This is a genomic window from Arthrobacter silvisoli (assembly GCF_003369445.1).
Taxonomy (GTDB): Bacteria; Actinomycetota; Actinomycetes; order Actinomycetales; family Micrococcaceae; genus Arthrobacter; species Arthrobacter silvisoli.
Genome location: NZ_QRCU01000075.1, coordinates 36,670 through 62,777, shown reverse-complemented (window position 1 = coordinate 62,777; position 26,108 = coordinate 36,670). Strand labels below are relative to the sequence as shown.

Annotated in this window: 16 protein-coding genes and 1 tRNA gene; 15 read left to right on the top strand and 2 right to left on the bottom strand. The window is 67.4% G+C overall.

The window, feature by feature from the left end; all coding sequences use genetic code 11:
• Positions 1-371: 371 nt before the first annotated feature.
• On the bottom strand, positions 372-971 hold the full coding sequence (locus DWV11_RS17030; protein ID WP_115790113.1) for a TetR/AcrR family transcriptional regulator: 600 nt from the start codon (positions 969-971) through the stop codon (positions 372-374).
• A gap of 280 nt (positions 972-1,251) precedes the next feature.
• On the opposite strand from DWV11_RS17030, the gene DWV11_RS17025 reads away from it, so the two are divergent.
• The 15 genes from DWV11_RS17025 (at position 1,252) to DWV11_RS16955 (ending at position 24,958) form a co-directional block, all read left to right on the top strand.
• Positions 1,252-1,323: transfer RNA gene (locus DWV11_RS17025), tRNA-Gln, on the top strand.
• A gap of 140 nt (positions 1,324-1,463) precedes the next feature.
• Positions 1,464-2,966, top strand: coding sequence for a bifunctional UDP-N-acetylglucosamine diphosphorylase/glucosamine-1-phosphate N-acetyltransferase GlmU (glmU, locus tag DWV11_RS17020; RefSeq protein WP_115790108.1), 1,503 nt, complete (start codon positions 1,464-1,466; stop codon positions 2,964-2,966).
• Positions 2,963-3,943: a ribose-phosphate diphosphokinase gene (locus tag DWV11_RS17015; RefSeq protein WP_115790107.1), complete on the top strand. Its 981-nt coding sequence runs from the start codon at positions 2,963-2,965 to the stop codon at positions 3,941-3,943. The genes glmU and DWV11_RS17015 overlap by 4 nt, the downstream gene beginning before the upstream one ends.
• Before the next feature lie 275 nt (positions 3,944-4,218).
• Positions 4,219-4,800, top strand: coding sequence for a 50S ribosomal protein L25/general stress protein Ctc (locus DWV11_RS17010; protein ID WP_115790106.1), 582 nt, complete (start codon positions 4,219-4,221; stop codon positions 4,798-4,800).
• 119 nt (positions 4,801-4,919) lie between these two features.
• On the top strand, positions 4,920-5,504 hold the full coding sequence (gene pth / locus DWV11_RS17005) for an aminoacyl-tRNA hydrolase (protein WP_115790105.1): 585 nt from the start codon (positions 4,920-4,922) through the stop codon (positions 5,502-5,504).
• 149 nt (positions 5,505-5,653) lie between these two features.
• Positions 5,654-8,395: a helix-turn-helix transcriptional regulator gene (locus DWV11_RS17000; protein ID WP_115790104.1), complete on the top strand. Its 2,742-nt coding sequence runs from the start codon at positions 5,654-5,656 to the stop codon at positions 8,393-8,395.
• A complete protein-coding gene (locus DWV11_RS16995; protein WP_168404746.1) occupies positions 8,373-11,090 on the top strand; it encodes a helix-turn-helix transcriptional regulator in 2,718 nt (905 codons plus the stop codon). The genes DWV11_RS17000 and DWV11_RS16995 overlap by 23 nt, the downstream gene beginning before the upstream one ends.
• A 606-nt stretch (positions 11,091-11,696) precedes the next feature.
• Positions 11,697-13,268 carry a sugar transferase gene (locus DWV11_RS16990; protein WP_115790102.1) on the top strand — a complete coding sequence of 524 codons (1,572 nt, stop codon included), beginning with the start codon at positions 11,697-11,699 and terminating at the stop codon, positions 13,266-13,268.
• 35 nt (positions 13,269-13,303) lie between these two features.
• The gene (locus DWV11_RS16985) at positions 13,304-13,759 is read left to right on the top strand and encodes an FAD synthase family protein (RefSeq protein WP_115790101.1); all 456 of its coding nucleotides are present in this window, start codon (positions 13,304-13,306) and stop codon (positions 13,757-13,759) included.
• Positions 13,756-15,009, top strand: a complete 1,254-nt coding sequence (locus DWV11_RS16980; RefSeq protein ID WP_210725780.1) for a DUF1972 domain-containing protein — start codon at positions 13,756-13,758, stop codon at positions 15,007-15,009. The genes DWV11_RS16985 and DWV11_RS16980 overlap by 4 nt, the downstream gene beginning before the upstream one ends.
• Positions 15,006-15,824: a CDP-alcohol phosphatidyltransferase family protein gene (locus tag DWV11_RS16975; RefSeq protein ID WP_115790100.1), complete on the top strand. Its 819-nt coding sequence runs from the start codon at positions 15,006-15,008 to the stop codon at positions 15,822-15,824. Before DWV11_RS16980 ends, DWV11_RS16975 begins: the two co-directional genes overlap by 4 nt.
• Positions 15,824-16,594 (top strand): hypothetical protein, encoded by a 771-nt coding sequence (locus DWV11_RS16970; RefSeq protein WP_136017936.1) that lies wholly within the window; start codon positions 15,824-15,826, stop codon positions 16,592-16,594. The genes DWV11_RS16975 and DWV11_RS16970 overlap by 1 nt, the downstream gene beginning before the upstream one ends.
• Positions 16,591-17,556, top strand: coding sequence for a hypothetical protein (locus DWV11_RS16965; RefSeq protein WP_115790098.1), 966 nt, complete (start codon positions 16,591-16,593; stop codon positions 17,554-17,556). Before DWV11_RS16970 ends, DWV11_RS16965 begins: the two co-directional genes overlap by 4 nt.
• Positions 17,546-22,018: a PKD domain-containing protein gene (locus DWV11_RS16960; protein ID WP_245953747.1), complete on the top strand. Its 4,473-nt coding sequence runs from the start codon at positions 17,546-17,548 to the stop codon at positions 22,016-22,018. Before DWV11_RS16965 ends, DWV11_RS16960 begins: the two co-directional genes overlap by 11 nt.
• A 144-nt stretch (positions 22,019-22,162) precedes the next feature.
• The gene (locus tag DWV11_RS16955; RefSeq protein ID WP_115790096.1) at positions 22,163-24,958 is read left to right on the top strand and encodes a PKD domain-containing protein; all 2,796 of its coding nucleotides are present in this window, start codon (positions 22,163-22,165) and stop codon (positions 24,956-24,958) included.
• A gap of 115 nt (positions 24,959-25,073) precedes the next feature.
• Here the strand turns inward: DWV11_RS16955 and DWV11_RS16950 are convergent, their stop codons facing one another.
• Positions 25,074-26,108 (bottom strand): right-handed parallel beta-helix repeat-containing protein, encoded by a 1,035-nt coding sequence (locus DWV11_RS16950; RefSeq protein WP_115790095.1) that lies wholly within the window; start codon positions 26,106-26,108, stop codon positions 25,074-25,076.

The following is a 26,108-nucleotide window of genomic DNA, read 5'->3' as shown; positions in this document are numbered from 1 at the left end:
GGGTGGAACGGCCAGGACCCACTCTGCCAGCCAGTCCCAGACCAGCCACGGAAATCCTCACAGTCGCTTAGACACGATGCAAAAGGGCACCTGCGGTCGCGGGGCGACCTCCGGCACCCGATGCATCGCGATGCGCTCCTCTGCGGAGGCCCGCCGCCTGCTTGCCGGATCTTGCGTTTCTGCTGAGGTCAGTAGGTACTTGGGTGAGCGACATGGCGGACGGCGGTTCTTCCGAAAGGAGCGCATCGCGGCACATCGGAGCGCAGAGGTCGCCCAGCGACCGGCGCGCTCCCTTTCCCTTTGTGACGTGTCTAAGCGACGCGGAAGGGCCGTCTCCGCCACCCAAGGTGACCACAACGAAGGCGGGGACGCTACGCGTCGTCGCGGAGTTCCGGGTCCTTTTGGAGGCCGGTGAGGCCGTTCCAGGCGAGGTTCACGAGGTGGGCGGCGACGGCGCGTTTGTCCGGGGTGCGGCTGTCCAGCCACCACTGGCCCGTCATCGCCACCATGCCTACCAGCATCTGGGCGTACATGGCGCCGTCTGCGGAACTGAAGCCGCGGCGGGAGAACTCGTCCGAGAGGATGTGCTCCACGCGGGCGGTGACATGGGAGAGCAGGGTGGAGAAGGCGCCTTCGGGTTGGGACGGCGGGGCGTCGCGCATGAGGATCCGGAAGCCGTCGGTGCGGTCCTCGATGTAGCCGAGGAGGGCCAGTGCCGCGCGTTCGACCAGGACGCGGGGTTTGGCCTCGACCGCGAGGGAGTCGTTGATGGAGTCGAGCAGGATCCGGAATTCGCTCTCCACGACCTTCGTGTAGAGGCCTTCCTTGGAGCCGAAATGTTCGTAGATGACCGGCTTGGAGACACCCGCCGCTGCCGCGACTTCCTCGATGGTAGTGCCGTCCAGGCCGCGGGCGGCGAAAAGGCCCCGGCCGACGTCGATCAGTTGTGAGCGGCGCTGCGGACCCGTCATCCGGGAACGGATGGGGCGGCCTGCGGGGGCCTGCACGGTGGCCGCTGTTCCGCCGTCCTCCCGGGAAAAACCTGTGCTCTTGCTCACCCAACCATCATGCCTCATGGCAAGCAGGCCGGACTCCATGGCACCCGGGTCCGGGCGGTTTGCCGGGATAGGGCCGGTCAACTGCGGAGCGAAGTCGCGCGGAAGCAAACGGTCATGGCAGACTTGATACCTGTGTGCGCCACCCGGTCAGTCCGGGAACCGCAGGCCCCGGCCTGCCGGCCAGCGCGCACGGTCCGCTCTGGTGTAACGGCAGCACCCCGGCCTTTGGAGCCGTGGAGTATAGGTTCGAATCCTATGGGCGGAACTCGTCGGTGATCTGCCCGTACTGTTTTCCGAAGGTTGCACCGCCGCATCGGCGGAGTGCGGCTCCGGAGCCAGAGTAGGATTGAGCAGACGCCGGAGCCGGGTCCACCCCGGTGGAAACCGAACAAGGAGAGCGACTTAGTGAGCCCCGCCGCAACTGGCCCTGCCGCTGTAATCGTCCTGGCCGCTGGTGCGGGCACGCGCATGAAATCGCGTACACCCAAGATCCTCCATCCCATCGGTGGAAAATCCATGGTGGGACATGCCCTCGACGCCGCCCGGGGCATCAACCCCGAACGCCTTGCCGTGCTGGTCCGGCACCAGCGCGACCTCGTGGCCGCGCACCTGGCAGAGATCGCCGCCGACGCCCTCGTGGTGGACCAGGATGAAGTCCCCGGCACCGGCCGCGCCGTGGAACAGGGCCTCGAAGCCCTGGACAAGGAGGGCACCGTGGAAGGCACCGTCGTGGTGACCTACGGCGACGTCCCCTTGCTCAGCTCCGGCCTCCTGGCCGAGCTGGTCGCGGCGCACGAGGCCGGAGGCAACGCCGTGACCGTGCTGACCACGGTCCTGGAAGACGCCACCGGCTACGGCCGCATCCTGCGCGCCGAGGACGGTTCGGTGCTGGGCATCCGCGAACACAAGGACGCCAGCAACGCCGAACGGGCCATCCGCGAGATCAACTCCGGAATCTACGCCTTCGACGCCGCCGTGCTGCGCGACGCGTTGGAGCACGTCACCACCGACAACGCCCAGGGCGAGAAGTACCTTACGGACGTCCTGGCCATCGCCCGCCGCGACGGCGGCCACGTTGCGGCCGTCGTCACCGACGACCGCTGGCAGGTTGAAGGCGCCAACGACCGCGTGCAGCTGGCCGCGCTCGGCGCCGAACACAACCGCCGCATCGTCGAGGGCTGGATGCGCGCCGGCGTCACTGTCATCGACCCGGCCACCACCTGGATAGATTCCACCGTCACCCTCGACGAGGACGTCCGCCTACTGCCGAACACCCAGCTGCACGGCAGCACCACGGTGGCGCGCGACGCCGTCGTCGGCCCGGACACGACCCTCACCGATGTGCAGGTGGGCGAGGGCGCCAAGGTGACCCGCACCCACGGCTCGGGCTCCACGATCGGGGCCAAGGCAAGCGTCGGCCCGTTCACTTACCTGCGCCCCGGCACGGTCCTGGGGGAAACGGGCAAGATCGGCGCTTTCTACGAAACCAAGAACGTGACCATCGGCCGCGGCTCCAAGCTCTCGCACCTCGGCTACGCCGGCGATGCCGAAATCGGCGAAGACACCAACATCGGCTGCGGCAATATCACCGCCAACTACGACGGCGAGAAGAAGCACCGCACCGTGATCGGCTCCGGGGTCCGCACCGGTTCCAACACGGTCTTCGTGGCCCCGGTGAGCGTCGGTGACGGCGCCTACAGCGGCGCCGGCACCGTGATCCGCAAGGACGTCCCCGCAGGGGCCCTGGCTGTCAACGCGGCAGGGCAGCGGAACGCCGAAGGCTGGGTCATCGCCAACCGCCCCGGCAGCAACTCCGCCCGGCTCGCTGCCGCCCGCCTGGCGCAGGACGCAGGCACCCCAGACTCCTCAAGTACTCCGGCAACCACAGAAGAGGGCAAACAGGCATGAGCGAAATTACGGCACACGGTGAGAAGAAACTGGTCCTTGCCGCCGGGCGGGCGCACCCCGAGCTCGCGCAGGAAATCGCCAAGGAGCTCGAAACCGAGCTCCTGCCGATCGATGCCTACGACTTTGCCAACGGTGAGATCTACGTCCGCTCCGCCGAGAGCGTGCGCGGCACCGACGCCTTCGTGATCCAGGCTCACCCGGCACCGCTGAACAACTGGCTGATGGAACAGCTGATCATGATCGACTCGCTCAAGCGTGCCTCGGCCAAGCGGATCACTGTGGTCTCTCCGTTCTACCCCTACTCCCGCCAGGACAAGAAGGGCCGCGGCCGCGAGCCGATCTCCGCCCGCCTCGTGGCCGACCTCTACAAGACCGCCGGCGCCGACCGCATCATGTCGGTCGACCTGCACACCTCCCAGATCCAGGGCTTCTTCGACGGCCCCGTGGACCATCTCATGGCCATCCCGCTGCTGGCCGACTACATCCGTACCAAGGTCGAGGCCGACAACATCACGGTGGTGTCCCCGGACACTGGCCGCGTCCGCGTCGCCGAGCAGTGGGCCGAGCGCCTGGGTGGCGCCCCGCTGGCCTTCGTGCACAAGATGCGTGACCTCACCGTGCCCAACCAGGCAGTGTCCAAGACCGTCGTCGGGCAGATCGAAGGCCGCACCTGCGTGCTGATCGACGACATGATCGACACCGGCGGAACCATCTCCGGCGCCGTGCAGGTGCTGAAGAATGCCGGCGCGAAGGACGTCATCATTGCCTGCACCCACGCCGTGTTCTCCGATCCCGCCGCCCAGCGCCTGGCCGACTCCGGCGCCCGCGAAGTGGTGGTCACCAACACCCTGCCGATCCCGGCCGGGAAGCGCTTCCCGCAGTTGACGGTGCTCTCGATCGCTCCGCTGATCGCCCGCGCCATCCGCGAAGTGTTCGACGACGGCTCGGTCACCAGCCTGTTCGACGGCAAGGCCTGATCCCCGGCCGTTTTCCAGCGCGAACGTACAGTTGGGGCCCCGTTTCGGATTTCGGGGCCTCAACTGTACCTTCGGGCTGTCCCGTTTAAGCCCGACGTCGGCCCGTCTGCTAGGATGGAACGTCACCTTGGCGAGGGGACTGCGTGCTGCGGTCCCGTTATCGACTGGGTCCTGGGCTCCCAAGCCGGCCTTACGGCCGCCGGGTGGCCGGACGAGTCCCGCCGCCCATCCGGCCCGGCCACGCGCCGTCGGCCACCACACAAGAGGAGCCTCTTATGTCTGAGCAGAAGCTTGCAGCAGAGCTGCGCACCGAATTCGGCAAGGGCTACGCCCGCCGCGCCCGCGCAGCCGGCCAGATCCCCGCCGTCATCTACGGCCACGGTGCCGAGCCGCTGCACATCAACCTGCCGGGCCGCGCCACCACCCTGGCCGTCCGCGTCGCCAACGCCCTGCTGTCCCTGGACATCAACGGCGAAGAGCACCTCGCCATCGTCAAGGACATCCAGCGCGACCCGATCAAGCAGATCATCGAGCACATCGACCTCCTGACCGTCCAGAAGGGCGAAAAGGTCACCGTTGACGTTGCAGTGCACGTCACCGGCGAACCCGCTTCCGGTGTTGTCGTCAACCAGGAAGCCACCACGGTTTCCCTCGAGGCCGAGGCCACTCACCTGCCCACCGCCGTTGAGGTCAGCATCGAAGGCCGCGAAGCGGGCGCCCACGTCCACGCTTCCGACCTCGAACTGCCGAAGGGTTCTGCCCTGCTCAGCGACCCGGAGACCCTGATCGTCAACCTCTCCGAAGCCGCTGCTCAGGCTGAGGAAGCTGCTGAGGAAGCCGCTCCCGCAGCCGAGTAATCATTGCCGGCTCCCGAAAACGCGGAGCCGGGGCAGGAATGCCTTGGAAGTGGCCGGAACCCGCACGGGTCCCGGCCACTTCTTTTTTCCTTTCACCCCTCGATTCCTAGGATGAGTCCATGACAGAAACCTGGTTGGTCATCGGCCTTGGCAACCCCGGCGCCCAATACAGCAACAACCGGCACAACGTCGGCCAGATGGTCCTCGACGAGCTTGCCTCCCGGATCGGCGGCAGCTTCAAGGCGCACAAGGCACGGGCCCAGGTGCTGGAGGGCAGGCTCGGCATAGGCGGCCCCAAGCTCGTCCTGGCCAAGCCGATGTGCTACATGAACGTCTCCGGCGGGCCGGTGTCGGCCCTTTCGAAGTTCTTCGGCATCGAGCCGGACCACGTCATCGCGGTCCACGACGAAATCGACATCCCCTTCAACACCGTCAAGCTGAAGATCGGCGGCGGGGAGGGCGGCCACAACGGGCTGCGGGACATGTCCAAGGCTCTCGCCACGAAGGACTATTTCCGCGTCAGGGTGGGGGTCGGCCGGCCGCCCGGCAGGATGGATACCGCCGACTTCGTGCTGCGCGATTTCGCGACGGCCGAGAAGAAGGAGCTGCCGTTCCTCCTGGACGAGGCCGCGGACGCCGTCGAGATGCTCGTGTCCGCCGGCCTGCTGGCCGCCCAGCAGAAATTCCATCCCGCCAAGGGGTGAGTTCCGGAACCCGGACTACTCGCTCTACCTGTTCTGTCGGTGCCTTGGTTCAGACTCTACTTACTTGGAAAAGGAGGTAGTACGCTACTCGTTAAGTGGCGTCCGGGCACCGTTCGGCCCCCTCGCCGCCGGACATTGAGGACAGACAAATGTCGAGGGAGACGCAGCGCTGGGGCGATGCTTCGATCGCATTCGAACCTGGCAAGACAGATGCCGGGGCGGGCAGCCACATGCAGTGGTCCGTCGCCGCGCGGGGGCGCGAAATGGCGCGCGTTCGGGAGGCGCTAGGCCGTCCCGAGGTACTTGGTGTGGTGATCACCGGCGCCCAAGGCGTGGGCAAGAGTTCCATGGGCCGGCTGGTCGTTTCGTCGCTGGACAACGACCCCTACGTCATCCACTTGCGGAGCGCCTCGACGGGGGAAGGCGCTCCGTATAGCTGTTTCAGCTTCATGCTGGCCAGGCTGCCGCAGAAGTACTTGTCGTCGCCCACCGGGATCCTGCAGGGCATCACCTCTCTCATCCGCGAGGACGCGGCCGGGCGGGACGTCGTCCTGGTCCTGGACAACCCGGGCGGCACCGATGAAATGAGTACAGGCGTACTCATGAACATCCTGCTGACGGGCGCCGCCCGGATCATCGCCATCGCCCAGCAGGCCAGCGACCTGCCCGTGGACTTCCACTGGTTCCTGCAGGAAGGCAGGCTCGCCGAGGTACAGCTCGAAACCCTGGGCCACGACCAGACCGCCGAGGTCCTCAGCAAGATGCTCGGACACCGGATGACGGCCGCCCTCGTCAGCCGGCTCCATACCGCCTCCGGGGGCAATCCACTCCTGCTCGAGTCCCTCGTCGCCGAGCAGCGTGCCGCCGGAAACCTGGTCCTGCTGAACTCGGTCTGGACCCTGCGCGGCGACCTTGTGATGGAAAGCGCCCACGGCCTCGAAGAGGTGGTCCGGGCGCGGTGGACCAAGGAAAGCCCGGAAGCGCGGGAAATCGTTGAGATGCTCGCATGCGCGAGGCGGGTTCCCCTTGGCCGGCTCGCGGCGGTCTATGACGCGAAGACCCTGGCGGACATGGAGGACTCCGGCCTGCTCACCGTGGATGACTCGCCGGAACGCTGGACCTCGCTGCGGCAGCTATACGTTGCCGACATTGTGAGGTCCTGGTTGACGGTGCCCCGCCGCAGGCAACTGCGGGCGACCCTGCTGGACGGCCAGGAACCCGATGCGGCGGGCATGTCCGAACAGGAAATCCTCAGCTACGCGGCCCTGTCCCGGGACGCGCAGGTGCCCCTCAGCCCGGCCCACGCGCTGGTGGCAGCGGGTGCCGCGGTCCGCCGTTTCGATCCTCTCTTCGCGCTGGAATGCGCAGGCGGAATCCAGCGCAGCGACCCCGAGTGGGTCGCCGGGCAATGCCGGAAAGCCGAGGCCCTGATCCTGATGGCCGACTACGGCAAGGCGCTTGCCGAAGTCGAAGACGTGACCCCGGAACAGCTCGACGCCTTGCCGGCCCGCCAAGTGGCCATGTACTTCGCCGCCCGCGGAAATGCCATGCGCTGGGCCGCCGGCCGGGCGGAGGAGGCCATGGGCATCATCCGCGAAGGCCGGGAACGGCTCGCCTCGCTTCGTGAACGCGCGTCGGATGCCCCGTCGGTCCAGGAGGAACTCGCTGCGGCCGAACGGCGGCTCGACCTGGAAGGGTTCGCGCACGCCGCGTACCTCGGAAACTACACGGAGATCATCGAGGCACTCGAGGCCGCTTCCGCGGACCAGGATCCCGCCCACCTGGAGCACAGCCTGGCCTGCGGCGTGATCCTGATCGAGGCCTACTCCGTAACGGGGCGGGAACTGGACGCTCTGCGGCTGGCCGAATTCGTCAACCAGAGGATGGAGTCGCTGCCGGCGACGCACGGCCTGCGGGACTACTTCCGCCTGAGTGCCTTCTGCGCGAACCTGCAGGCCGGCCAGTGGCGCAGTTGCCTGCGCATGCTGGACTCCGGCTCTTCGGCGTCGCCCTCGGAACTGCAGTACCGCGGGGCGGTCCTGGAGCTCGCCGTCGGCCTGGCCAACCTCTTCGCCGGACGCGGGGCCAAGGCACTGGACTTCCTCCTTCCCGCGGTCGCACAGCTCGAACACCGCTCTGTCATGGGGTTGCTCCAGCTTGCCTACGCCGCCACCGCCTTCGCCTACGCCCAGATCGGCGACTCGTCGAACGCCTACAGCTACCTCGCCATGGAGAACGACGCCGCCGGCTCGGGAGCGTTCCTGTCGAACCGGGCGCGGGAGTTCTGTTCCGACATGGCCCGCCGCTGGCTGGGGGAGCCCGAAGCCCGGGAACGGCTCATCGCCGCAGCCCGGGAAGACCTCGCCCACGGCCGCTACACCACCGCGGGGCTGAACGTTGTTGGTGCCACAGTGAACGGGCGGGACGAGGATTTCCGGCTGATGGAGGAGATCGCCGGGCACAGGCAAGGATCCCTTGCCCGGCTTTCGGCCCTGATGGCCAAGGGCTCCCTGGCAGAAAGCCCGCGGATCATGATGGAAGCCGCGGACCTCGCGGCGAGCCTGGAGCTGGATGCGATGGAAGCCCGCTGCGTGGCCCTCGCCCTCGATTACTCCAGATCGATTTCGGACCACACGACACTGCGTCAGGCACAGGCCCGGCTGGACAGGCTTTCCCAGCTGCTGGTTGAACTGCCGGTCGTACCGCACGGCAACACGCCGCTGCTCACAGAACGCGAACGACAGATAGCCCGGATGGCAGGACACGGTGTCTCCAACAGGGACATCGCCAAGGACATCGGTGTTTCTGTGCGTACCGTTGAAGGCCATCTGTACCAGGTTTTCGCCAAGCTGAGTGTGTCCTCGCGACGTGATCTGCTTGGCCTCATTTAGTAGGAGCAGCGAAGTCCCCGGAGGACTCGCCGACGTCAACCCGGTACGGACCCGGCCCCTCGTGGGCAGGGACCACGAGCTTGACCTGGCGACGCAGGCCCTGCGCGGCGGATCCGCCGCAGTGCTCCTTGTGGCGGAAGCCGGAGCAGGAAAGTCCACCCTCGCGGAAGCCATCGCCGCCGCGTTGTCCGAAGAATTCATCGTCATGCGGGTGCATGGAAGCCCGTCCCTCGCGAATGTTCCCTACGGCGTCCTGGCGCCCTACCTGGTGGATCTTCCCGAGGACCCCACCAGTTCCCACATCGCCATCCTGCGCGCGTTCTGGGCCCAGTTCGAGCGCCTCCGCGAAGACCGCAAACAGCCGCTGCTCCTGCTGGTGGACGACGCCCATGAGCTGGACGAGGCAACCGCGAATGTGATCGTGGACCTCATCACCGCGAACTGGGCCAAAGTGGTGGCTTCGGCACGTCCCCGTCCTGGCTTGCCCGCGCCGATGATGCAGCTTTGGTACGACAGCCTCGCCGAACGCATCGACCTCGGGCACCTGGGCCGGGACGACGTCGGCGAAATCTGCGAAAACCTGCTCGGCGCACCCGTCCTGGCCAGCACGGTCCAGTTCCTCTGGGCGGCCTCCGAGGGCAACCCCCTCCTGCTCACCTGCCTGGTGGAGGACGCACGCACCGCCGGGACCTTGGCCAAGCGCAACGGCGTCTGGATCCTGAACGGGGCGCTGGCAACCGACGGCGCCGCCCTGACGGGTTTCGTGCGGAACCAGCTGCTGCGCAGGACCCCGCAGGAACGGGATGCCCTCACCATGATCGCCCTGGCCGAGCCGGTCAGCATGGAAGCCCTCGAAGAGGACTTCGGCGTGGACCTGCTGCAGAACCTCGTGGAGAACCAGCTCCTGGAGGCTTCCGGCGGCGGAGACATGCTGCGGCTCCGCCATCCCATCTACGCCGAGGCGATCCGCAGCATGATCTCGGCATCCCGGAGCCTGCAGCTCCACCAGCAGCTGGCCTGGCGCCTCGAGCAAAACCAGTCCTCGGACGCGGCTTTGCTCCGCCGGGTGACCTGGTCCTTGGAATCAGGCGTGAAGGTTCCGGAGCGGCAACTGCTCCGGGCCTCGGTGCATGCGGCCCGGACCTTCCAGAACGATGCGGCAATTTCCCTGGCCATGATGCTGGCGGAGGGTCCGGCCAAGGCCCACGCCCAACTGGCCGCCGCCAGGGCGCATTTCAACGCGGGCCGCTACGCCGAGGCCAGCAAAGCCTACGCCGAAGCGTCCCGTGCCCTGTCGGAAGGCCCCCGCGCCGCCGAGAACGGCAAGGGCACGAAACGGAAGTGGACCGGGGGCGCCGCCCTGCTGCACTCCTTGTTGGAGCAGTTCCTGGAATCGGCCACCGGGAACGGAAGCGGCAGGCCGTTGGGCCTCGCCTCGCGGGAGCGCGAGGCCGGGGAATTGATGGCGAAGCTCTTGTGCCTTGACTTGTCGGGGAATTTCGAGGAGTTGGCGCGCTTGCTTGACGCCCCGGAAACCGCCGCAGCACTCACCGACGACGGCGGACCGGCCCGGGCCTTCCTCCTCGCCCTCCGCGCGGACCTCCTGCGCGCCAACGGGGACCCAGTGCAGGCGCAGGGCGTTGCCCAGCAAGCGGCCGCATACGTTGACTTGGACCCGGAGGACCCGTTCTTCTATACAGAGTTCGTGCTGTACCGGAAGGTGGCTGCGGCCCTCGACGCCGGCGACTGGGCGGGCGCGGAGGAGCACCTGGCGGGGTACGAGACGGATTCCGGTGCCGGGCTGATGACGTTCGGCGGCACCATCCAATACTTCCGTGGGCTCTCCCGGCTGCGCCAGGGGCACCACGGCGAGGCGTTCAAGGTGCTCCGTCCCGCCGTCGAGATGCTGCGCCTGAACGATCCGCAGCAACTGCTGACCCCCGCAACGGCGATGGCGGCGTACGCCGGGGTCCGGGCAGGCGAGACGGGCAGCGCACGCGCCCTGCTCGAAGGGTTCGGCGAGCAGGGGCCCCGCGCCAGCGGTCCTGATGCCTTGCTGGCGCCGGTCTTCGCCGCAGCCGCGAAGGAGGCATTGGATCGGGACGGATCGGGCATCCAAAGCCTCCAGAACCTGGTGGTGGGCGAGTTCGGCAGGCTCCCGGCCGGCGTCGAACTCCAGGCACTGTCGCTGTGGCTGGAACTTGGCAGTGCAGCGGCGGCGCAGCGGACCGTTGAACACGGCGGCACCATGAGCGGGGCCTGGGCCTCGGCCTGGACACGCTTCGCCACGGCGCGCGGCAGCAGGGACACCCGGACCGTGCTGTCCTCCGGGGATTACCTCCGGGCGCTCGGGCAGATGCGCTTGGCGCGTGACTGCTATTCACTGGCACTCTCTTTGGCCGAAGGCAACGGGGACAGGGCGGCGGCACGGCAGGCGGCGGCCGGCAAGGAAGCGTGCGATCACGCACTCGGGGAGAAACGGAGCGCCCCGGCTCCGGAGACACCCACCGCGCGGACAGTGCAGCTGACGCGGCGCGAGCGCGACATCATCGCCCTGGCCGCCTCGGGACTGAGCGACCGCCAGATCGCCGACAAACTGATGGTGTCGGTGCGCACCGTCGAAGGTCACTTGTACCGCAGTTATGCCAAGCTCGGCATCCGGAGCCGCGAGGAGCTTGGCCCGCTGGCACTCTGATTCCGCCCGCTCGGATTCCGTGGATTCCGATTCCGCCCGGGAACGGTCCCGAAAGCACCTCCGGTGCCGGCTACTCAATTCCCGGAAACCCCCAAACCGAGTACCGGCCGGGTTCTCAGGTATTTATTCAAGCGAATGTATTAAATGAAGCGAGTACAGGCAAGTAATGCTCCTTCCAATGCCCTGTGAAATGAGTACCTGAGCCGGGGTCCATGGGCCGCAGCCGCTTCGAAGTCGAGTAGTGGCTACGGATGTGCGGCGCAGCGCCAGAAGGTTGACTGATTCCAGCCACTGGAAAACAGCCACAAAGGGTCTCATGATGCGCCAACTACCAGCCCGACTCGACGACCATGTGTCGTTGACCACCGCGCTGGACGCGTGGGCGCTTCCAGGGGTTATGCACCGGAGCCTGCGGTGCACTGGCGATGGGGGGCAGCCGGCCGGAGTGTCCGGCCGGATGTCCGGTCCATCGCTTACTTCCGGTTTTCACTGGCGCCGCTCACCTGGGTTTGACGGCGCTCCAAGGACGGAGCCGGCGGCGTTAGAGTCTTCTGAGACCAAGGCTCTACCCCCAGCCGCCGCCGGCTCCCTGAACCTGGTCTCGGCATGAGCGCGATCGATGACTTCCACGCCCGCACCCTAAACCACTCCGCGTACTGGCGGCAGGGTGGCGCTGCGTCCCTGAATGGGCCCCTTACCCGTCGGACGGCATGGGATCCTGCGCTCCTTGCGCCCGCGTCGTCCGTGGATTCGGGGACGCCCTGGGCCAAGCGGTACCGCCGGTTTCTACGCATCACGGACATCGCGATCGTGCTGCTCACGGTGGTGGCCGCCTACACACTGCGGTTTGAACCGGCCGATGCACTGGGCCCGACCCCGAGCGCTTCCTACCTGATCGTCAGCTGCGTGATCTTCGTGGTCTGGGTGCTGGCACTGGAGGTCTACCACACCCGTGACGACACGGTCCTGGGCATCGGCTCGGACGAATACAAGCGGGTGCTCGATGCCACCATGCGTGTCTTCGGCGGGATGGCGATCGTGATGATCGTGCTGAACGTGGACGTGGTGCGCAGTTACTTCGCAGTCGCCATGCCTTCCGGTGCCTTCCTCCTGCTGCTCAGCCGCTGGCAATGGCGCGCGTGGCTGAGCCGGCAGCGGCACTTCGGGCACTACCTTTCCAAAGTGCTGGTCGTCGGCGAACGCGGCGATGTCGAATACGTCATCCGGCAGTTCGGCAAGGTCTCCGGGGCCGCCTATGAGGTGGTGGGCGCGGCCCTTCCGGCAGCGGAGGCCGGCAACGGGCTGCGGCTGCCCGGCAGGAACATCCCCGTGATGTGCGGGCTCGACGCCGAGGAGGTCGCCGAAACCGCCCAGCGCGCCGGAGTGAACTCCGTGGTGGTGGCGGGAACGCTGCCGGGCGGACCGACAGCCATCCGGGAGCTTGCCTGGACCCTTGAATGCACCGACGCCGGCCTGGCCCTGGCCTCGAACCTGACCAACGTTGCCGGGCCCAGGATCCACTGGCGTCCCGTCGAAGGCCTTCCGCTCATGCACGTGGAGCTTCCCCAGTTCACGGGCGGCAAGCACGTGCTCAAGCGGGCCGTGGACATCGTGGTGGCCGGGACGGCGCTGCTGCTCCTGCTGCCGCTGTTCGCCGTGCTCGCCCTGGTCATCGCGCTGGACAGCGCCGGCCCGGTGTTCTTCAAGCAGGAAAGGGTCGGCCGGAACAGCGAACGCTTCATGATGTACAAGTTCCGCTCCATGGTGGTCTCCGCCGAACAGGAGCTGGCCGCCTTGGCCGAACTGAACGAAGGTGCCGGACCGCTGTTCAAGATCAAGGATGATCCCCGGGTGACCCGTGCCGGGCGCTGGCTGCGGAAATACTCGCTGGACGAACTTCCGCAGCTCTGGAACGTGCTGCGCGGCGACATGAGCCTGGTGGGGCCGAGGCCGCCCCTGCCGTGCGAAGTGGACGACTATGAAACCCACGCCCGCCGCCGGCTGCTGATCAAGCCGGGCATCACGGGGCTCTGGCAGGTCAATGGGCGGTCGAACCTGGACTGGGATGAATCCGTACGCCTCGATCTCTACTACGTCGAAAACTGGTCGCTGACCGGCGACATCATGATCCTTTGGCGCACGGCCAAGGTGGTCCTGAAGCCTGTTGGCGCCTACTAGCGGAACCGCCGCGCACCGGAAGGGGTGTTTGCATCATGGGTCTCAGAATCGGATACGCGCCCGGCGCCTTCGACTTGTTCCACGTGGGCCACTTGAACATCCTCAAGCACGCCAAGAGCCGCTGCGACTACCTGATTGCCGGCGTTGTTTCCGACGAGATGCTGGAACTGGTGCGCGGCCGCGCCGCGGTGGTCCCGCTGGCGGAGCGGATCGAAATCGTCCGGAACATCGGGTACGTGGACATGGCCTTCGCCGAGACCGTGCCGGACAAGCTGCAGGTCTGGGAACAGCTGCACTTCAACCTCTTCTTCAAGGGCGACGACTGGAAAGGCACTCCGGAGGGGCTGCGGCTCGAAGAAGCATTCGCGAAGGTCGGCGTCGAAGTCGTGTACTTCCCTTACACCGTGCACACCTCCAGCTCGGCGCTGCGGGCTGCCCTGGAATTGATCGGGGAGCAGCCCGAGCGTCGCACCGCTTGGAGCAGGCCATGAGTGGACTGCGGATCGCGATGCTCGGAACCCGCGGGGTTCCGGCCCGGTACGGCGGTTTCGAGACGGCTATCGAGGAGATCGGCCGGCGGCTCGCTGCCCGCGGCCACGACGTCACCGTGTATTGCCGGCACAGCAACGGCAGCCCGGAAGAGGACCCGCGTGAGTATCTGGGCATGAAGCTGGTCTTCCTGCCGGCGCTGCGCAAACGGGCACTGGAAACCCCCAGCCACACCGCGCTTTCGGTCACGCACCTGCTCGCCGGGCAGTTGCGGCGCCGCAGCGATGCCGCGATCGTCTTCAACGCCGCCAACGCGCCCTTCCTGCCCCTGCTCCGTGCCGCCGGCATCCCGGTGGCCACCCACGTGGACGGCCTGGAGTGGAAGCGCGCCAAGTGGGGTCCGGCCGGACAGAAGTACTACCTTCGGATGGAGGCGCTCGCCGTCCGCTGCTCGGACCTGCTGATCGCCGATGCGATCGGCATCCAGGACTACTACCGGGAAAAGTTCGACGCCGACACCGTGTACCTCGCGTACGGGGCCCCGATCCAGTCCGGCGGAGAGTCCGCGAAGCTGGCCGGGCTCGGCCTGGAGCCGCAGGGCTACCACCTGGTGGTGGCTCGCTTCGAACCGGAAAACCATGTGCACGTGATCGTGGACGGCTATGTCCGCAGCGCCGCGCGGACGCCGCTGGTGGTGGTCGGTTCGGCCCCGTATTCGGACGAGTACACCCGCACGGTCCACGCCCTGGGAGATGAACGTGTCCGCTTCGTCGGCGGAGTGTGGGACCAGGATCTCCTGGACCAGCTTTACGCCAATGCACGGATCTACTGGCACGGGCACTCGGTGGGCGGAACCAACCCTTCGCTGCTGCGCGCCATCGGATCGGGCACGGCCACCAACGCCTACGACGTCGGGTTCAACCGCGAGGTGCTTTCCACCGCCGGGCGCTACTTCAGCAGCCCGGACGACGTGGCCGCGCTCGCCGAGGAGGCCGAAAGCGGCGAGGGGCTCGCCGAAAGGGGCGAGCTCGCCCGGGCCTTCGCCCGCCGCTACGACTGGGACACAGTGGCGGACGGCTACGAGCAGCTGTGCCTCGATCTGGCCGCGAAACGCACCGGACGCACCGCCCACCGGCGGGCGGACCTCAAGCCTGCAACGGCGGAACCGACCACTGCGGAACCGGCAACTGCACAACGCGCAAGGGCAAAGCAGGCAAGGGCTAATCACGGAACAGCGAGGGTGGTGCGGTGAGCGTAAAGGCGGCCTCCGGCGTCGGGAACTTCCCGGCCTTCCGCAGTGCGCTCGTCCGCTTGGGCGGAGCGCAGAAGAAGGCCGCGCGCAGTGCGCCGGCCTATTCCCGCTACGTGAACCGCCGGGTGGGCCGCTACTTCGCGGCCATGGCGTATGCGGCCGGCCTCACGCCGAACGCCGTCACCGGGATCAGCGCCCTGTTCACCTTCGCCGGAATCGCGCTGCTCATCCTGTTCCCGCCGTCCTTGTGGCTCGGCGTGGCGGTGGCACTGCTCCTTGCCACCGGCTACGCCCTGGATTCCGCGGACGGGCAGCTTGCCCGACTGACGCGGAGCGGATCCCCGGCGGGGGAGTGGCTTGACCACATCGTGGACTCGATCAAGACGTCCCTGCTTCCGCTCGCCCTGGTGGTGGGCCTGTACCGCTTCGATGCCGTTCCGCTCCCTGTGCTGTTGGTGCCGCTCTCCGCGGCAGTGATCTGTGCGGTCCTGTTCTTCAGCATGATCCTCACGGAACAACTGCGCCGGCAACGCGGTGTCGAATCATCGGCCGACGATTCCCGCCGGCCCTCCTGGGTGCGTTCCGTCATGGTCGTGCCCATGGACTACGGACTGCTGTGCTGGGTCTTTGTGCTCTACGGGGCAGTGCCGGTGTTCATGACTGTGTACACCGTGATAGTTGCGGCGACGGCGGCGTTCCTGGTCTTGGCGTCCGTCAAATGGTTCCGGGAGCTTTCCGTGCTCCCCGACGCGCCGCGTGGAAAGCACCTCCGGGAGACCGTCCCGGAAACTCCATCAGATCCTGGGGGTCAATGATGCAGAACACCACACCTTCCGGGCCTGCGTCCGGAGGCGGAACCGCCCGGCGTGCCGGGCCACGGCTCCGCGCGGCCCTTTTGGTGGCCGCCCTTGCACTTCCCGGTGCCGTCGTTGTCGTCTGGGCTGCCAACCAGCCGGGACCCACCGGCGGTGCGCCCTCAGCGGCAACCGTCCCCGACGGCACCGGGAGCCCAACCCTTGGCGGAATCCCGGCTCCGGGCGGTACCGCGACGGCGGCAGCACCGCCGTCGGGAACGCCCACCCCGTCCGCCGGCCCCGGCTCGAAGAGTGCAGCGCCGGCGAAGGACCCGGGGCCGGTGGACCGGAAGAACAGGACGGAGCAGGAACTGGCCACGATCGCCCAGCCTGTGGCGCCCGCCGTGCCCTTCACGCAGAAGAAGACCGTCAAGAGCGGAATCACTGCGACCATCACCGAGCTGCAGGCCGTGGACGGCGAAGCCCGGGGCATCGGTGAGATCGCAGGGCCCGCCCTGCGCTTCAAAGTGACGGTCACCAACGGCACCGCGGCCGCCCTGAAGCTCGGCACCGCCCTGGTCACTCTCACGTACGGCAAGGACAATGCCCCGGCGAGCCCCTTGAGTGGCCCGGGAGCCACGGAGTTTCCGCTGACGGTTGCCGCCAGGGCCAGCGCGTCGAGCACCGTGGTGTTCGGCGTGCCCAAGGACCAGCGTGCCGACGTCCGGATCTCCTTCAGCCTCGATGCGCTGACCCCGATCGCAGTGTTTGAAGGGCAGGCCCCGCAATGACCGGCACCATCACCCGGCCGGAACAGCATGGGACGGCCCGGATTCCCGAACCGGCGCGGAAGGCAGCCCGCCGGGTCCGCAAGGCGTTCAAGCGCCTCGGCGCGCACACGGGCATGGCGCTGCTGCGGCTGCGCAACCTCCTGGTGCGCAGCAGCGCCACCGGAACCGCCGACGTCGTGGTGTCCATGACCACCTATGGGGCGCGGATCCGCACAGTCGCCGTGGCCCTGGAGTCGATCGCCCGAGGCGAGATCAGGCCGCGGCGGATGATCCTCTGGCTGAACGACGCGCACCTGATGGACACCGAACCGGCAGGACTGCGCAGGCTCCGCCGCCGCGGCGTCGAGGTCCGGCTCAGCAACAACTACGGTCCGCACACCAAGTACTACCCCTACGTTTCGGCCCCGGAGCTGGAGGGCTACCCCTTGGTGACGGCTGACGACGACATCATCTACCCGGCCAGCTGGCTCCGCGTCCTGTTGGACGCGAACGTGGCCCACCCGGACATGATCCATGGCCACTGGGTGAGCACTATCGGGGTGAACAACGGCAGCATCACCCAATACCAGGCGTGGGGGCACCGACACGACACCAGGCCGGCCTTCAACAACTTCGCGCTGGGTGTGTCCGGCGTCATCTATCCGCCGGCCATGCTGCGGGAGCTGCGCCACCGCGGAACCCTCTTCATGGACGTGTGCCCCGGCGCCGATGACATCTGGCTGCACTGGGTGGCCCTGCGTGCAGGCATCCCGGTGCGGCAGGTGGACAGGATCCCGCGGCACTTCCCGATTGTTCCCGGCAGCCAGCTCACGCCGCTGAACGAAATCAACGTCGGCCAGCACCGGAACGACCACTGGATCCGGGGGCTGTACTCGACCGCGGACATAGACGTCCTGGCAGCAGGCCAGGTAGCAACAGGCCCAACAAAGTATCTCTTGGACGGAGAGAAAAATGGTGAGTAAGCGAGCCTCCGGGTCGTCAGGCCGGACCCCCGGGCAGATGGTCGTCCGGAAGCGCCTCATGGCGGCCGTACTGGGCCTTGCGACGGCGGTTTCCCTTACTGTCCTGGGAACGGTTCCCGCCCGGGCCGACACTGCGCCCCTCAACCCGAACGACCCCGCCACACCGGTCACGGTTGCCGCGGACGGCCTGCCCACCGCGCAGATCAACGGTGTGGCCTGGGCGCAGGTGATCATCGGCAACACCGTGTACGTGGGCGGCAACTTCACCGAGGCCCGGCCTTCCGGCGCCGCGCCCGGCACCGGTGTGGCGCGCAGCAACCTGCTGGCCTACAACCTGACCACCGGCGAGCTGATCAACTCCTTCGCGCCCACAACCAACGGCGAAGTCACGGCGCTCGCCGCTTCACCTGATGGTTCACGGCTCTACGTCGGCGGCGCCTTCACCACCGTCAATGGCTCCACGGTGTGGCGGCTTGTGGCCCTGAACCCGGCCAACGGCGCCATCATCACCAGCTTCCTTCCCAAGCCCTCCGCGTCGGTCCGCACCATTGTGGCGACGGCGGACACCGTCTACTTCGGCGGCCTCTTCGACGCGATCGGCTCGGTCAGCCGTGGCCGGCTCGCTGCCGTCACCGCAGCCAACGCCACGCTGCTGCCATGGGCTCCGGTTGCCGCCGGCGGCCGGGTGAACGCCCTGGCCCTGGCACCGGACGGGCTCAGCATGGTGGTGGGCGGCGCCTTCACCACGCTGAACGGCTCCTCCAACCCCGGTTACGGCCTGGGCCGGGTGGACACCAACACCGGGCTGAACCAGGCCTTCCCGATCAACAACGTGGTCCGCAACGGCGGCACCACCGGTTCCATCACCACCCTGGCCACCGATGGCGTCAACGTCTACGGTGCCGGCTACACCTTCGGCCGCACCAGCACGCTGGAAGGCATGTTCTCGGTGAACTGGTCGGACAATTCCACCAAGTGGATCGAAGACTGCCACGGTGACACCTACTCGATCACCTCGATGGGTGACGCCCTGTACCTCGCCGGGCACGCCCACTACTGCGGCAACGCCGGCGGTTTCCCGCAGGCACAGCCCTGGCAGTTCAACCGCGGCCTCGCGTTCAGCAAGGCAGCCGCCGGAGTCCTGACCCAGGAAAGCCACGGCTACACGAACTTCGCCGGCACGCCGCGCCCGTCCCTGCTCAACTGGTTCCCGATCCTGGACGCCGGCTCCTTCACCGGCCAGGACCAAGGCCCTTGGACCATGGCCAGCAACGCCGATTACGTGACCATGGCCGGCGAGTTCACCATCGTCAACAACCAACCCCAGCAAGGCCTGACCCGCTACGCCAGGAGCAGCCTCGCGCCGAACCTGCGCGGCCCGCGCGTGGACGGCACCAACCTCAACCCGACGCTGTCCACCCCGGCAGCCGGGCAGGTGCGGGTGCGCTGGCAGGCCAACTGGGACCAGGACAACCAGAACCTGAGCTACCAGGTGCTGCGGGACAACAACGTCATCGCCACCATCCAACAGCCCTCCACGTTCTGGGACCGCCCCGGCATGACCTTCCTGGACACCGGGCTGGTACCCGGCCAGGAGTACCGCTACCGGGTCTACACACGGGATCCCTTCGGCAACGAGGCCCGCAGTGACTCGGTGACCATCACCGCCACCGATGTCACGCCGCCGTCGAGCACGTACGCGTCATCCGTGCTGGCAGACAACCCGGCCAATTACTGGCGGCTCGGCGAGGCGTCCGGCAGCACCGGCGTGGACCTGGCCGGCAAGGACGACTTCGGGGTCATGTCCGGCGTCACCTTCGGCGCCGACGGAGCAGTGATCGGTGAGTCCGACACGGCTGCCGCCTTCAACGGCACCACGTCCAGCGTGGCCTTCAACCCCACACTGGCCAAGCGGCCGAACGTCTTCAGCACCGAGGCCTGGTTCCGCACCAACACGGGCAGCGGCGGCGAGATCATCGGCTACGGCAACTCGCAGAGCGGTGTGTCGGCGGACTACGACCGCGTGGTCTACATGTCCAATGCAGGCCGCCTCTACTTCGGCGTCCAGCCGAACGGCGGCACCCGCCAGACCATCAACACGGCGGCGAGCTACAACAACAACCAATGGCACCATGTGGTGGCTACGCTCGGTACCAACGGCATGCAGCTGTTCGTGGACGGTGTGCTCCAGGCCAGCCGGACGGACGTCACCACGGCGTGGCCGATCGATGCGTACTGGCGGATCGGCGGTGACAACCTCCAGAACTGGACCCAGCGTCCCACCAGCCGGTACCTGAACGGCCAGATCGACGAGGTGGCCATCTACCCGACCGTGCTGCCGCTGTCCCGGGTGCAGGCACACTATGTGGCTTCCGGCCGCACCGTCACCGCCCCGCCGGCTCCGCCCGTGGCACGATTCACCTCCAGCACCAACGGGCTGAGCGTGAGCGTTGACGGCACCACCTCCTCGGACGCCAACGGCCCGATCAGTGCCTACGCCTGGACCTTCGGCGACGGCGGAACCGGCACCGGCATGACGGCCCAGCACACATACGCCGCCAGTGGCACGTACAACGTGCAACTGACCGTCACGGACAACACGGGCAACACCAACTCCGTGATCCACGCGGTGACGGTGACCGCGCCCCCGCCCAACCAGCCACCGGTGGCCGCCTTCACCTCAAGCGCCACCAACCTTGCGGTCGCCTTCGACGGCACCGGATCCAGTGACCCGGACGGCGGCATCGCCGCGTACGCCTGGGACTTCGGCGACGGCGGAACGGCCACCACCTCGACGCCGTCGCACACCTACGCGGCGGGCGGCAGCTACCAGGTGACCCTGACCGTCACGGACGACGACGGCGCCACCAACGCCGTGACGCAGACCGTCACCGTGACGGCACCACCGGCGGATACGGTCCTCGCCGCTGACACCTTCGGCCGGACAGTAACGGGCGGGTGGGGCAACGCCGACACCGGCGGGGCGTGGAGCCTTGCCGGCGGGAACAGCAACTTCGCGGTCAACAACGGCAGCGGAGCCATGACGATCGGCACGGCCGGCCAGAGCCGCTCCGCGCTGCTGAACGCGGTGAACACGGCCGATCTCGACGCGCGGGTGGAAGTCTCGGCGGACAAGGTCGCCAACGGCGGGGGCTACTTTGCCTCCCTGCTGGGCCGGCACGTGGGCAGCAACGACTACCGGGCCAAGGCCAAAGTGGCCAGTACCGGGGCCGTCTCGCTGTACCTCACCAAGGTAGTGGGCGGCGTGGAAACCACCATCGCCGGCCCGGTCAACATCGCCGGGCTGACGGTAACTGCCAACGACCCGCTGGTTCTCCGGCTCAAGCTCCAGGGCATCAACGGCACCGCCGTCAGTGCCAAGGTGTGGCGGGCCTCCGCCACGGAACCGGCCACCTGGCAGCTCACCGTGAGCGACAGCACGGACGGCCTGCAAGTTCCGGGCGGCGTTGGATTGGTCAGCTACCTGTCCGGCTCCACCACCAATGTCCCCGTGGTGCTGCGCTACGACCGGCTGAACGCCACCGCCGGCGGCAACCCGACGCCGAACGTGCCGCCGGTGGCGGCCTTCGCGTCCTCGGTCACCAACCTCACGGCCGCGTTCGACGCCGGCGGTTCCACGGACAGCGATGGCACCATCGCCAGCTATGCGTGGACCTTCGGTGACTCGAGCACCGGTACCGGCCAGGCGCCGTCGCACAGTTACGCGGTGGCTGGCACCTACCAGGTGACCCTGACTGTTACGGACGACGACGGCGCCACCAACTCCGTGACGAATCCGGTGACCGTGAACGACCCGCCGCCCGCGGCGCCGCTGGCCGCTGACGCCTTCGGCCGGACGGTAAGCGGGGGCTGGGGCAGCGCGGACAGCGGCGGTGCCTGGACCATCGGCAGTGGTGCCACCAACTACAGTGTGGCCGGCGGCGTCGGGACCATGCTGCTCGGGACCGCGGGTGCCTCCCGCTCCGCAAGCCTGAACGGGGTCAGCGCACCGGACACGGATGTGCAGGTCAAGGCCTCCCTGGACAAGATCGGCGACGGCGGCGGCACCTTCGTGAGCATCGCCGGCCGGCGGGTGGGAACGGATGACTACCGGGCCAAGCTGAAGATCGCCGCCAACGGTGCCACCACCCTCTACCTGACCAGGACCTCGGCCGGCGTCGAAACCACCTTGGTGTCGGCGAACGTCGCAGGCCTCACCCTGGCCGCCGGCGACGCCGTGCAGATCAGGATGCAGGTGACCGGGGCGGGGCCCACCACCCTGCGGGCGAAGGCCTGGCGGGACGGTGCCACTGAACCCGCAACGTGGCTCCTGTCGACCACGGACACCACTGCCACGCTGCAGGCCGCGGGTTCCACCGGGCTTGTCGCCTACCTCTCCGGATCGGCCACGAACGTACCCGTGATTGTCCGCTTCGACGACTACCTCGTGCGTATCCCGTGAGAGTAGCCTGAGGGGGACAGGTGCACACAGGCAATAACAGCAATGAAGCCTCCGGCAGGGCATCCTGCCGGAGGGAACCGTGAGCGGCTCAGCGCCCATTCCAACGTCATTCCTGGGGGAGTAGACCAGGGGAGGAAAGCGCTGATGACCCCGGCGAAGCGGACCATCCGCAGACTCATTGCAAGCCTGGGCCTGGCAGCCCTGTTCGGCGGGATCCTCGCGGCGCCCGCCCTTGCTGACTCTGCACCGGTGAATCCCGGCGATCCCAAGACGCCCGTCACCGTGACCGCGGACAGCCTGCCGACAGCCCAGCATGACGGTGTCGCCTGGCAGGCTGTGACCCTGGGCAACACCGTGTATGTGGCCGGCAAGTTCAGCAATGCCAGGCCCTATGGTGCGGCACCCGGAACGCAATTGGTACCCCGCCGGAACATCCTGGCGTTCGACCTGGCCAGCGGGTTGCTGAAATCGAATTTTGCGCCCAACCTGAACGGCCAGGCCCTCTCCATCACCGCCTCGCCGGACGGTTCGCGGATCTACGTCGGCGGTGACTTCACCACCGTCAACGGGGTGCAGCGGCTCCGGATCGCGGCCCTCGACCCTTCCACCGGAAGCCTCATTCCATCCTTCGCCCCCAAAGTCGCTGCCAGCGTCCGGGCCATCGTTGCCAGCAATTCCACTGTCTGGTTCGGCGGAACCTTCAACGCCGTGGGTTCGGTGTCCCGGAACCGCTTGGCTGCCGTCAACGCCTCGGACGGCGCGCTGCTGCCCTGGGACCCCAGCGCCGACGACGGCCGGGTGAACGCGCTGGCCTTGTCGCCGACCGCTGACCGGGTAGTAGTCGGCGGTGCATTCACCACGCTGAACGGATTGAGCCGGCCCGGCTACGGGCTGGGCATGGTCAATTCCAGCACCGGGGCCAGCCTGGCCATCCAGGCCAACGACGTGGTCCGCGATGCAGGCGACCAGTCGGCCATCCTCTCGCTCTCGACGGACGGCACCCAGTTCTACGGCACCGGCTACATCTTCGGCACCGGCGGCAACCTCGAGGGCGCCTTCGCCGCCAACTGGTCGGACGCCAGGATCAAATGGATCGAAGACTGCCACGGCGACTCCTATGGATCCTTTGCGAACAACACCGCCGTCTACGTCGCCGGGCACCCGCACTATTGCCAGAACCTCGGTGGTTTCCCGGAAACCTCCCCGCGCACCTGGCACCGGGCCGTCTCCTTCAGCCGCGCGGTCACCGGAACCCTCACCAAGGACACCCAGGGCTACCCCTCGTTCACCGGACAACCGGCCCCGTCCCTGCTGAACTGGTTCCCGGACATGGACACCGGCACGGCCAGCGGCCAAAGCCAGGGCCCCTGGGCTGTCACGGGCAACAACAGCTACGTGGTGATGGTGGGCGAATTCAAGAACGTCAACCAAAGCCCGCAACAAGGCCTTTCGCGCTTCGCCGTGAAGGAAATCGCGCCGAACAGGCAGGGTCCCCGCGTCTCCGGCAGTGCCTTCGTACCGACGCTCAGCAGTCCCGGCGCAGGGCAGGTCCGGGTGCAGTGGCAGGCCAACTGGGACCGGGACAACTCCAACCTGACGTATACCGTGCTGCGCAACGGCAGCCCGGCCTACAGCGTCTCGCAGCTCTCGACCTTCTGGCAGCGCCCCACGCTGGTCTTCAACGATTCCGGCCTGGCAGGCGGCCAGCAGAACTACCGGATCCGGGTCCAGGATCCCTTCGGGAACACGGTGACCGGTGACACCGCGAGCATCACCATCACCGGGACCACCAATGAGCCGCCGGTGGCGAGTTTCACCGCCAGCACCAGCCTGTTGACCGTCAGTGTGAATGCCTCCGCATCCTCCGACCCCGACGGCACCATCAGCAGTTACACGTGGGGTTGGGGCGACGGCGGCACCAGCACCGGAGTCACGTCCCAGCATACGTACGCGGTGGCGGGCACCTACACGATCAGCCTCACAGTGCGGGACAACGACGGTGCAAGCAGCAGCACCTCCCGCCAGGTGACGGTCAGCGCCACCGCGAACCAACCGCCGTCGGCCGCGTTCACGGTCTCGGCGAACCAGCTCAGCGTCACGACGGATGCCTCCGCCAGCTCCGATCCGGACGGAACCATCAACAGCTACAGCTGGACTTTCGGCGACGGCGGCACGGACACCGGCGTGAACGGCCAGCACAGCTACGCGGCGAACGGGACCTACACCATCACCCTGACTGTCACTGACAACGACGGCGCCACCGACACCGCCAGCCAGACCGTCACGGTGGCGTCGGATCCGGGCGCTCCGCTGGCCTCCGATGCGTTCGGCCGGACGCTGGGGTCGGGCTGGGGGACAGCCGACAGCGGCGGGGCCTGGAGCGTGGGCGGCACAACGTCCTTCTACTCCGTCTCCGGCGGCGACGGACGGATGAACCTGGCAGCCAGCCGAGGCACATCCGCCTACCTGGGCAGCGTCTTCAGCAACGCTTCGGACACCACAGTCACGCTGAGCCTGGACAAGATCGGTAACGGCGGCGGCACGTTCATGGGAGTCATCGGACGCAAGGCGGGCACCTCCGAATACCGAGGCAAGGTCAAGGTTGACGCAACGGGAGCTGTGACGGTCCAGCTGACCAGGCTTTCCGGCAACACCGAAACCACGCTGGGCCAGTTCGTGACGGGCCTGGGCATCACCGCCGGGCAGCAACTGCAGCTGCGGGTCCAGGTCACAGGCACTTCACCGACAACATTGCGGGCCAAGGCCTGGCGCACGGGTACGGCTGAACCGGGCACCTGGCAACTGAGCACCACGGACAACACCGTGGCGGCGTTGCAGGCAGCGGGCAATGTGGGCCTGCTGGCCTATCTGTCCGGCTCGGCGACCAACGCCCCTGTCAATGTATTGTTCGACGACTTCACGGTGCGGCAGGCCGGTTAACGGCAAGGGTCCTTTAACGGCAGAGTGCCCCACCGCCTCTCGAGGGGCGGCAGGGCACTTCTGCGTTCCTGTGTTCCCCGGCGCTCCGGGTTCCGGGGTCCGGAACAGCGGCCGCTTAGCTGTCGTAGCGGATGCCGAGGTTGCGGCCCTCGGCGAGGTACACGTTGTTGTCTTCCCAGCGGTTGATGAACAGGCCGGTGACCTTGCTCTTGGCCCGGCTGATGATGCGGATCGGGTACTTGGAGCCGTTGCCGTAGTCGTACTGGTTGCGGCCCAGGAAGTTCCGCTGCACGGTGACCACGATGTCCGGGTACTTGCTGCCGACGGCGATGTTGATGGACGTCTGGCCGTCATCCACCCAGTTGCGCTCCACCAGCACGTTGGCGAGCTTCGCGACGTTCTGCTGCAGCATGATGGTGCAGCCGCCGTGGGTGCCGCGCGGGCTCGGCGCACTGCCCGCGCCGGTGACGATCGAGCCGACCACGGTGTTGCCGACGATCCGGATGTTCTGGCCGCCCTGGACCTGGATGCCGTCGTTGTGGGTGCCGTCGCTGTGGGCGGGGTCGTTGCTCCAGTAGGTGAGTTCGTTGATGTAGTTGCCTTCGATGACCACGTTGGCGTAGACGGAGCCGCCGGGGCGGTTGAAAACGCCGATGCCGTCGTTGCTGCGCTTGATCCGGTTGCGGCGGGCGGTGAATTCATGGCCCACGATGCCGTCACGGTAGTAGGACGGGCGGTCCGGGATGATGGTGCAGTCCTCGACCAGGAGGTTGTAGCAGTACGCGCTGTTGGCGTCCACGATTCCGGTGTTGGCCGATGGGATGTGCTTGCCGCCGCGCAGGCGGCAGTTGCGGATGACCACGTTGCGGGCCCGGACCTTGATGTCGCCGTAGATGTCCAGGTTTTGCAGGACTGTGCCGTCCTTGGTGATGACAAGATCGGCGTAGCTGGTGTTGTACGGTGCCAGGGTGGTGCCCGTGATGACACCGGTGTTGGTGTTGTTCGGCTTGTAGGTTCCGGGGATGAGGTCCGAACGTGTTGACGCGCTGGCAGGAGCGGCGACGGCATAGCTCGCAGCGACGGCTCCCACGACGCCTGCGGCGCCGAGACCGAGAGCCTTGCGGCGGGACAGTTCAATGCTTGGCTTCAA

Bases quoted from the DNA above. Each gene is read 5' to 3' on its own strand.
- DWV11_RS16970 (WP_136017936.1), top strand. From the start codon at position 15,824: ATGCAGAACACCACACCTTCCGGGCCTGCGTCCGGAGGCGGAACCGCC.
- DWV11_RS16965 (WP_115790098.1), top strand. From the start codon at position 16,591: ATGACCGGCACCATCACCCGGCCGGAACAGCATGGGACGGCCCGGATT.
- DWV11_RS16990 (WP_115790102.1), top strand. From the start codon at position 11,697: ATGAGCGCGATCGATGACTTCCACGCCCGCACCCTAAACCACTCCGCG.
- DWV11_RS17010 (WP_115790106.1), top strand. From the start codon at position 4,219: ATGTCTGAGCAGAAGCTTGCAGCAGAGCTGCGCACCGAATTCGGCAAG.
- DWV11_RS16955 (WP_115790096.1), top strand. From the start codon at position 22,163: ATGACCCCGGCGAAGCGGACCATCCGCAGACTCATTGCAAGCCTGGGC.
- DWV11_RS17030 (WP_115790113.1), bottom strand. From the start codon at position 971: ATGACGGGTCCGCAGCGCCGCTCACAACTGATCGACGTCGGCCGGGGC.
- DWV11_RS16980 (WP_210725780.1), top strand. From the start codon at position 13,756: ATGAGTGGACTGCGGATCGCGATGCTCGGAACCCGCGGGGTTCCGGCC.
- DWV11_RS16960 (WP_245953747.1), top strand. From the start codon at position 17,546: ATGGTGAGTAAGCGAGCCTCCGGGTCGTCAGGCCGGACCCCCGGGCAG.
- DWV11_RS17015 (WP_115790107.1), top strand. From the start codon at position 2,963: ATGAGCGAAATTACGGCACACGGTGAGAAGAAACTGGTCCTTGCCGCC.
- pth (WP_115790105.1), top strand. From the start codon at position 4,920: ATGACAGAAACCTGGTTGGTCATCGGCCTTGGCAACCCCGGCGCCCAA.
- DWV11_RS16985 (WP_115790101.1), top strand. From the start codon at position 13,304: ATGGGTCTCAGAATCGGATACGCGCCCGGCGCCTTCGACTTGTTCCAC.
- DWV11_RS17000 (WP_115790104.1), top strand. From the start codon at position 5,654: ATGTCGAGGGAGACGCAGCGCTGGGGCGATGCTTCGATCGCATTCGAA.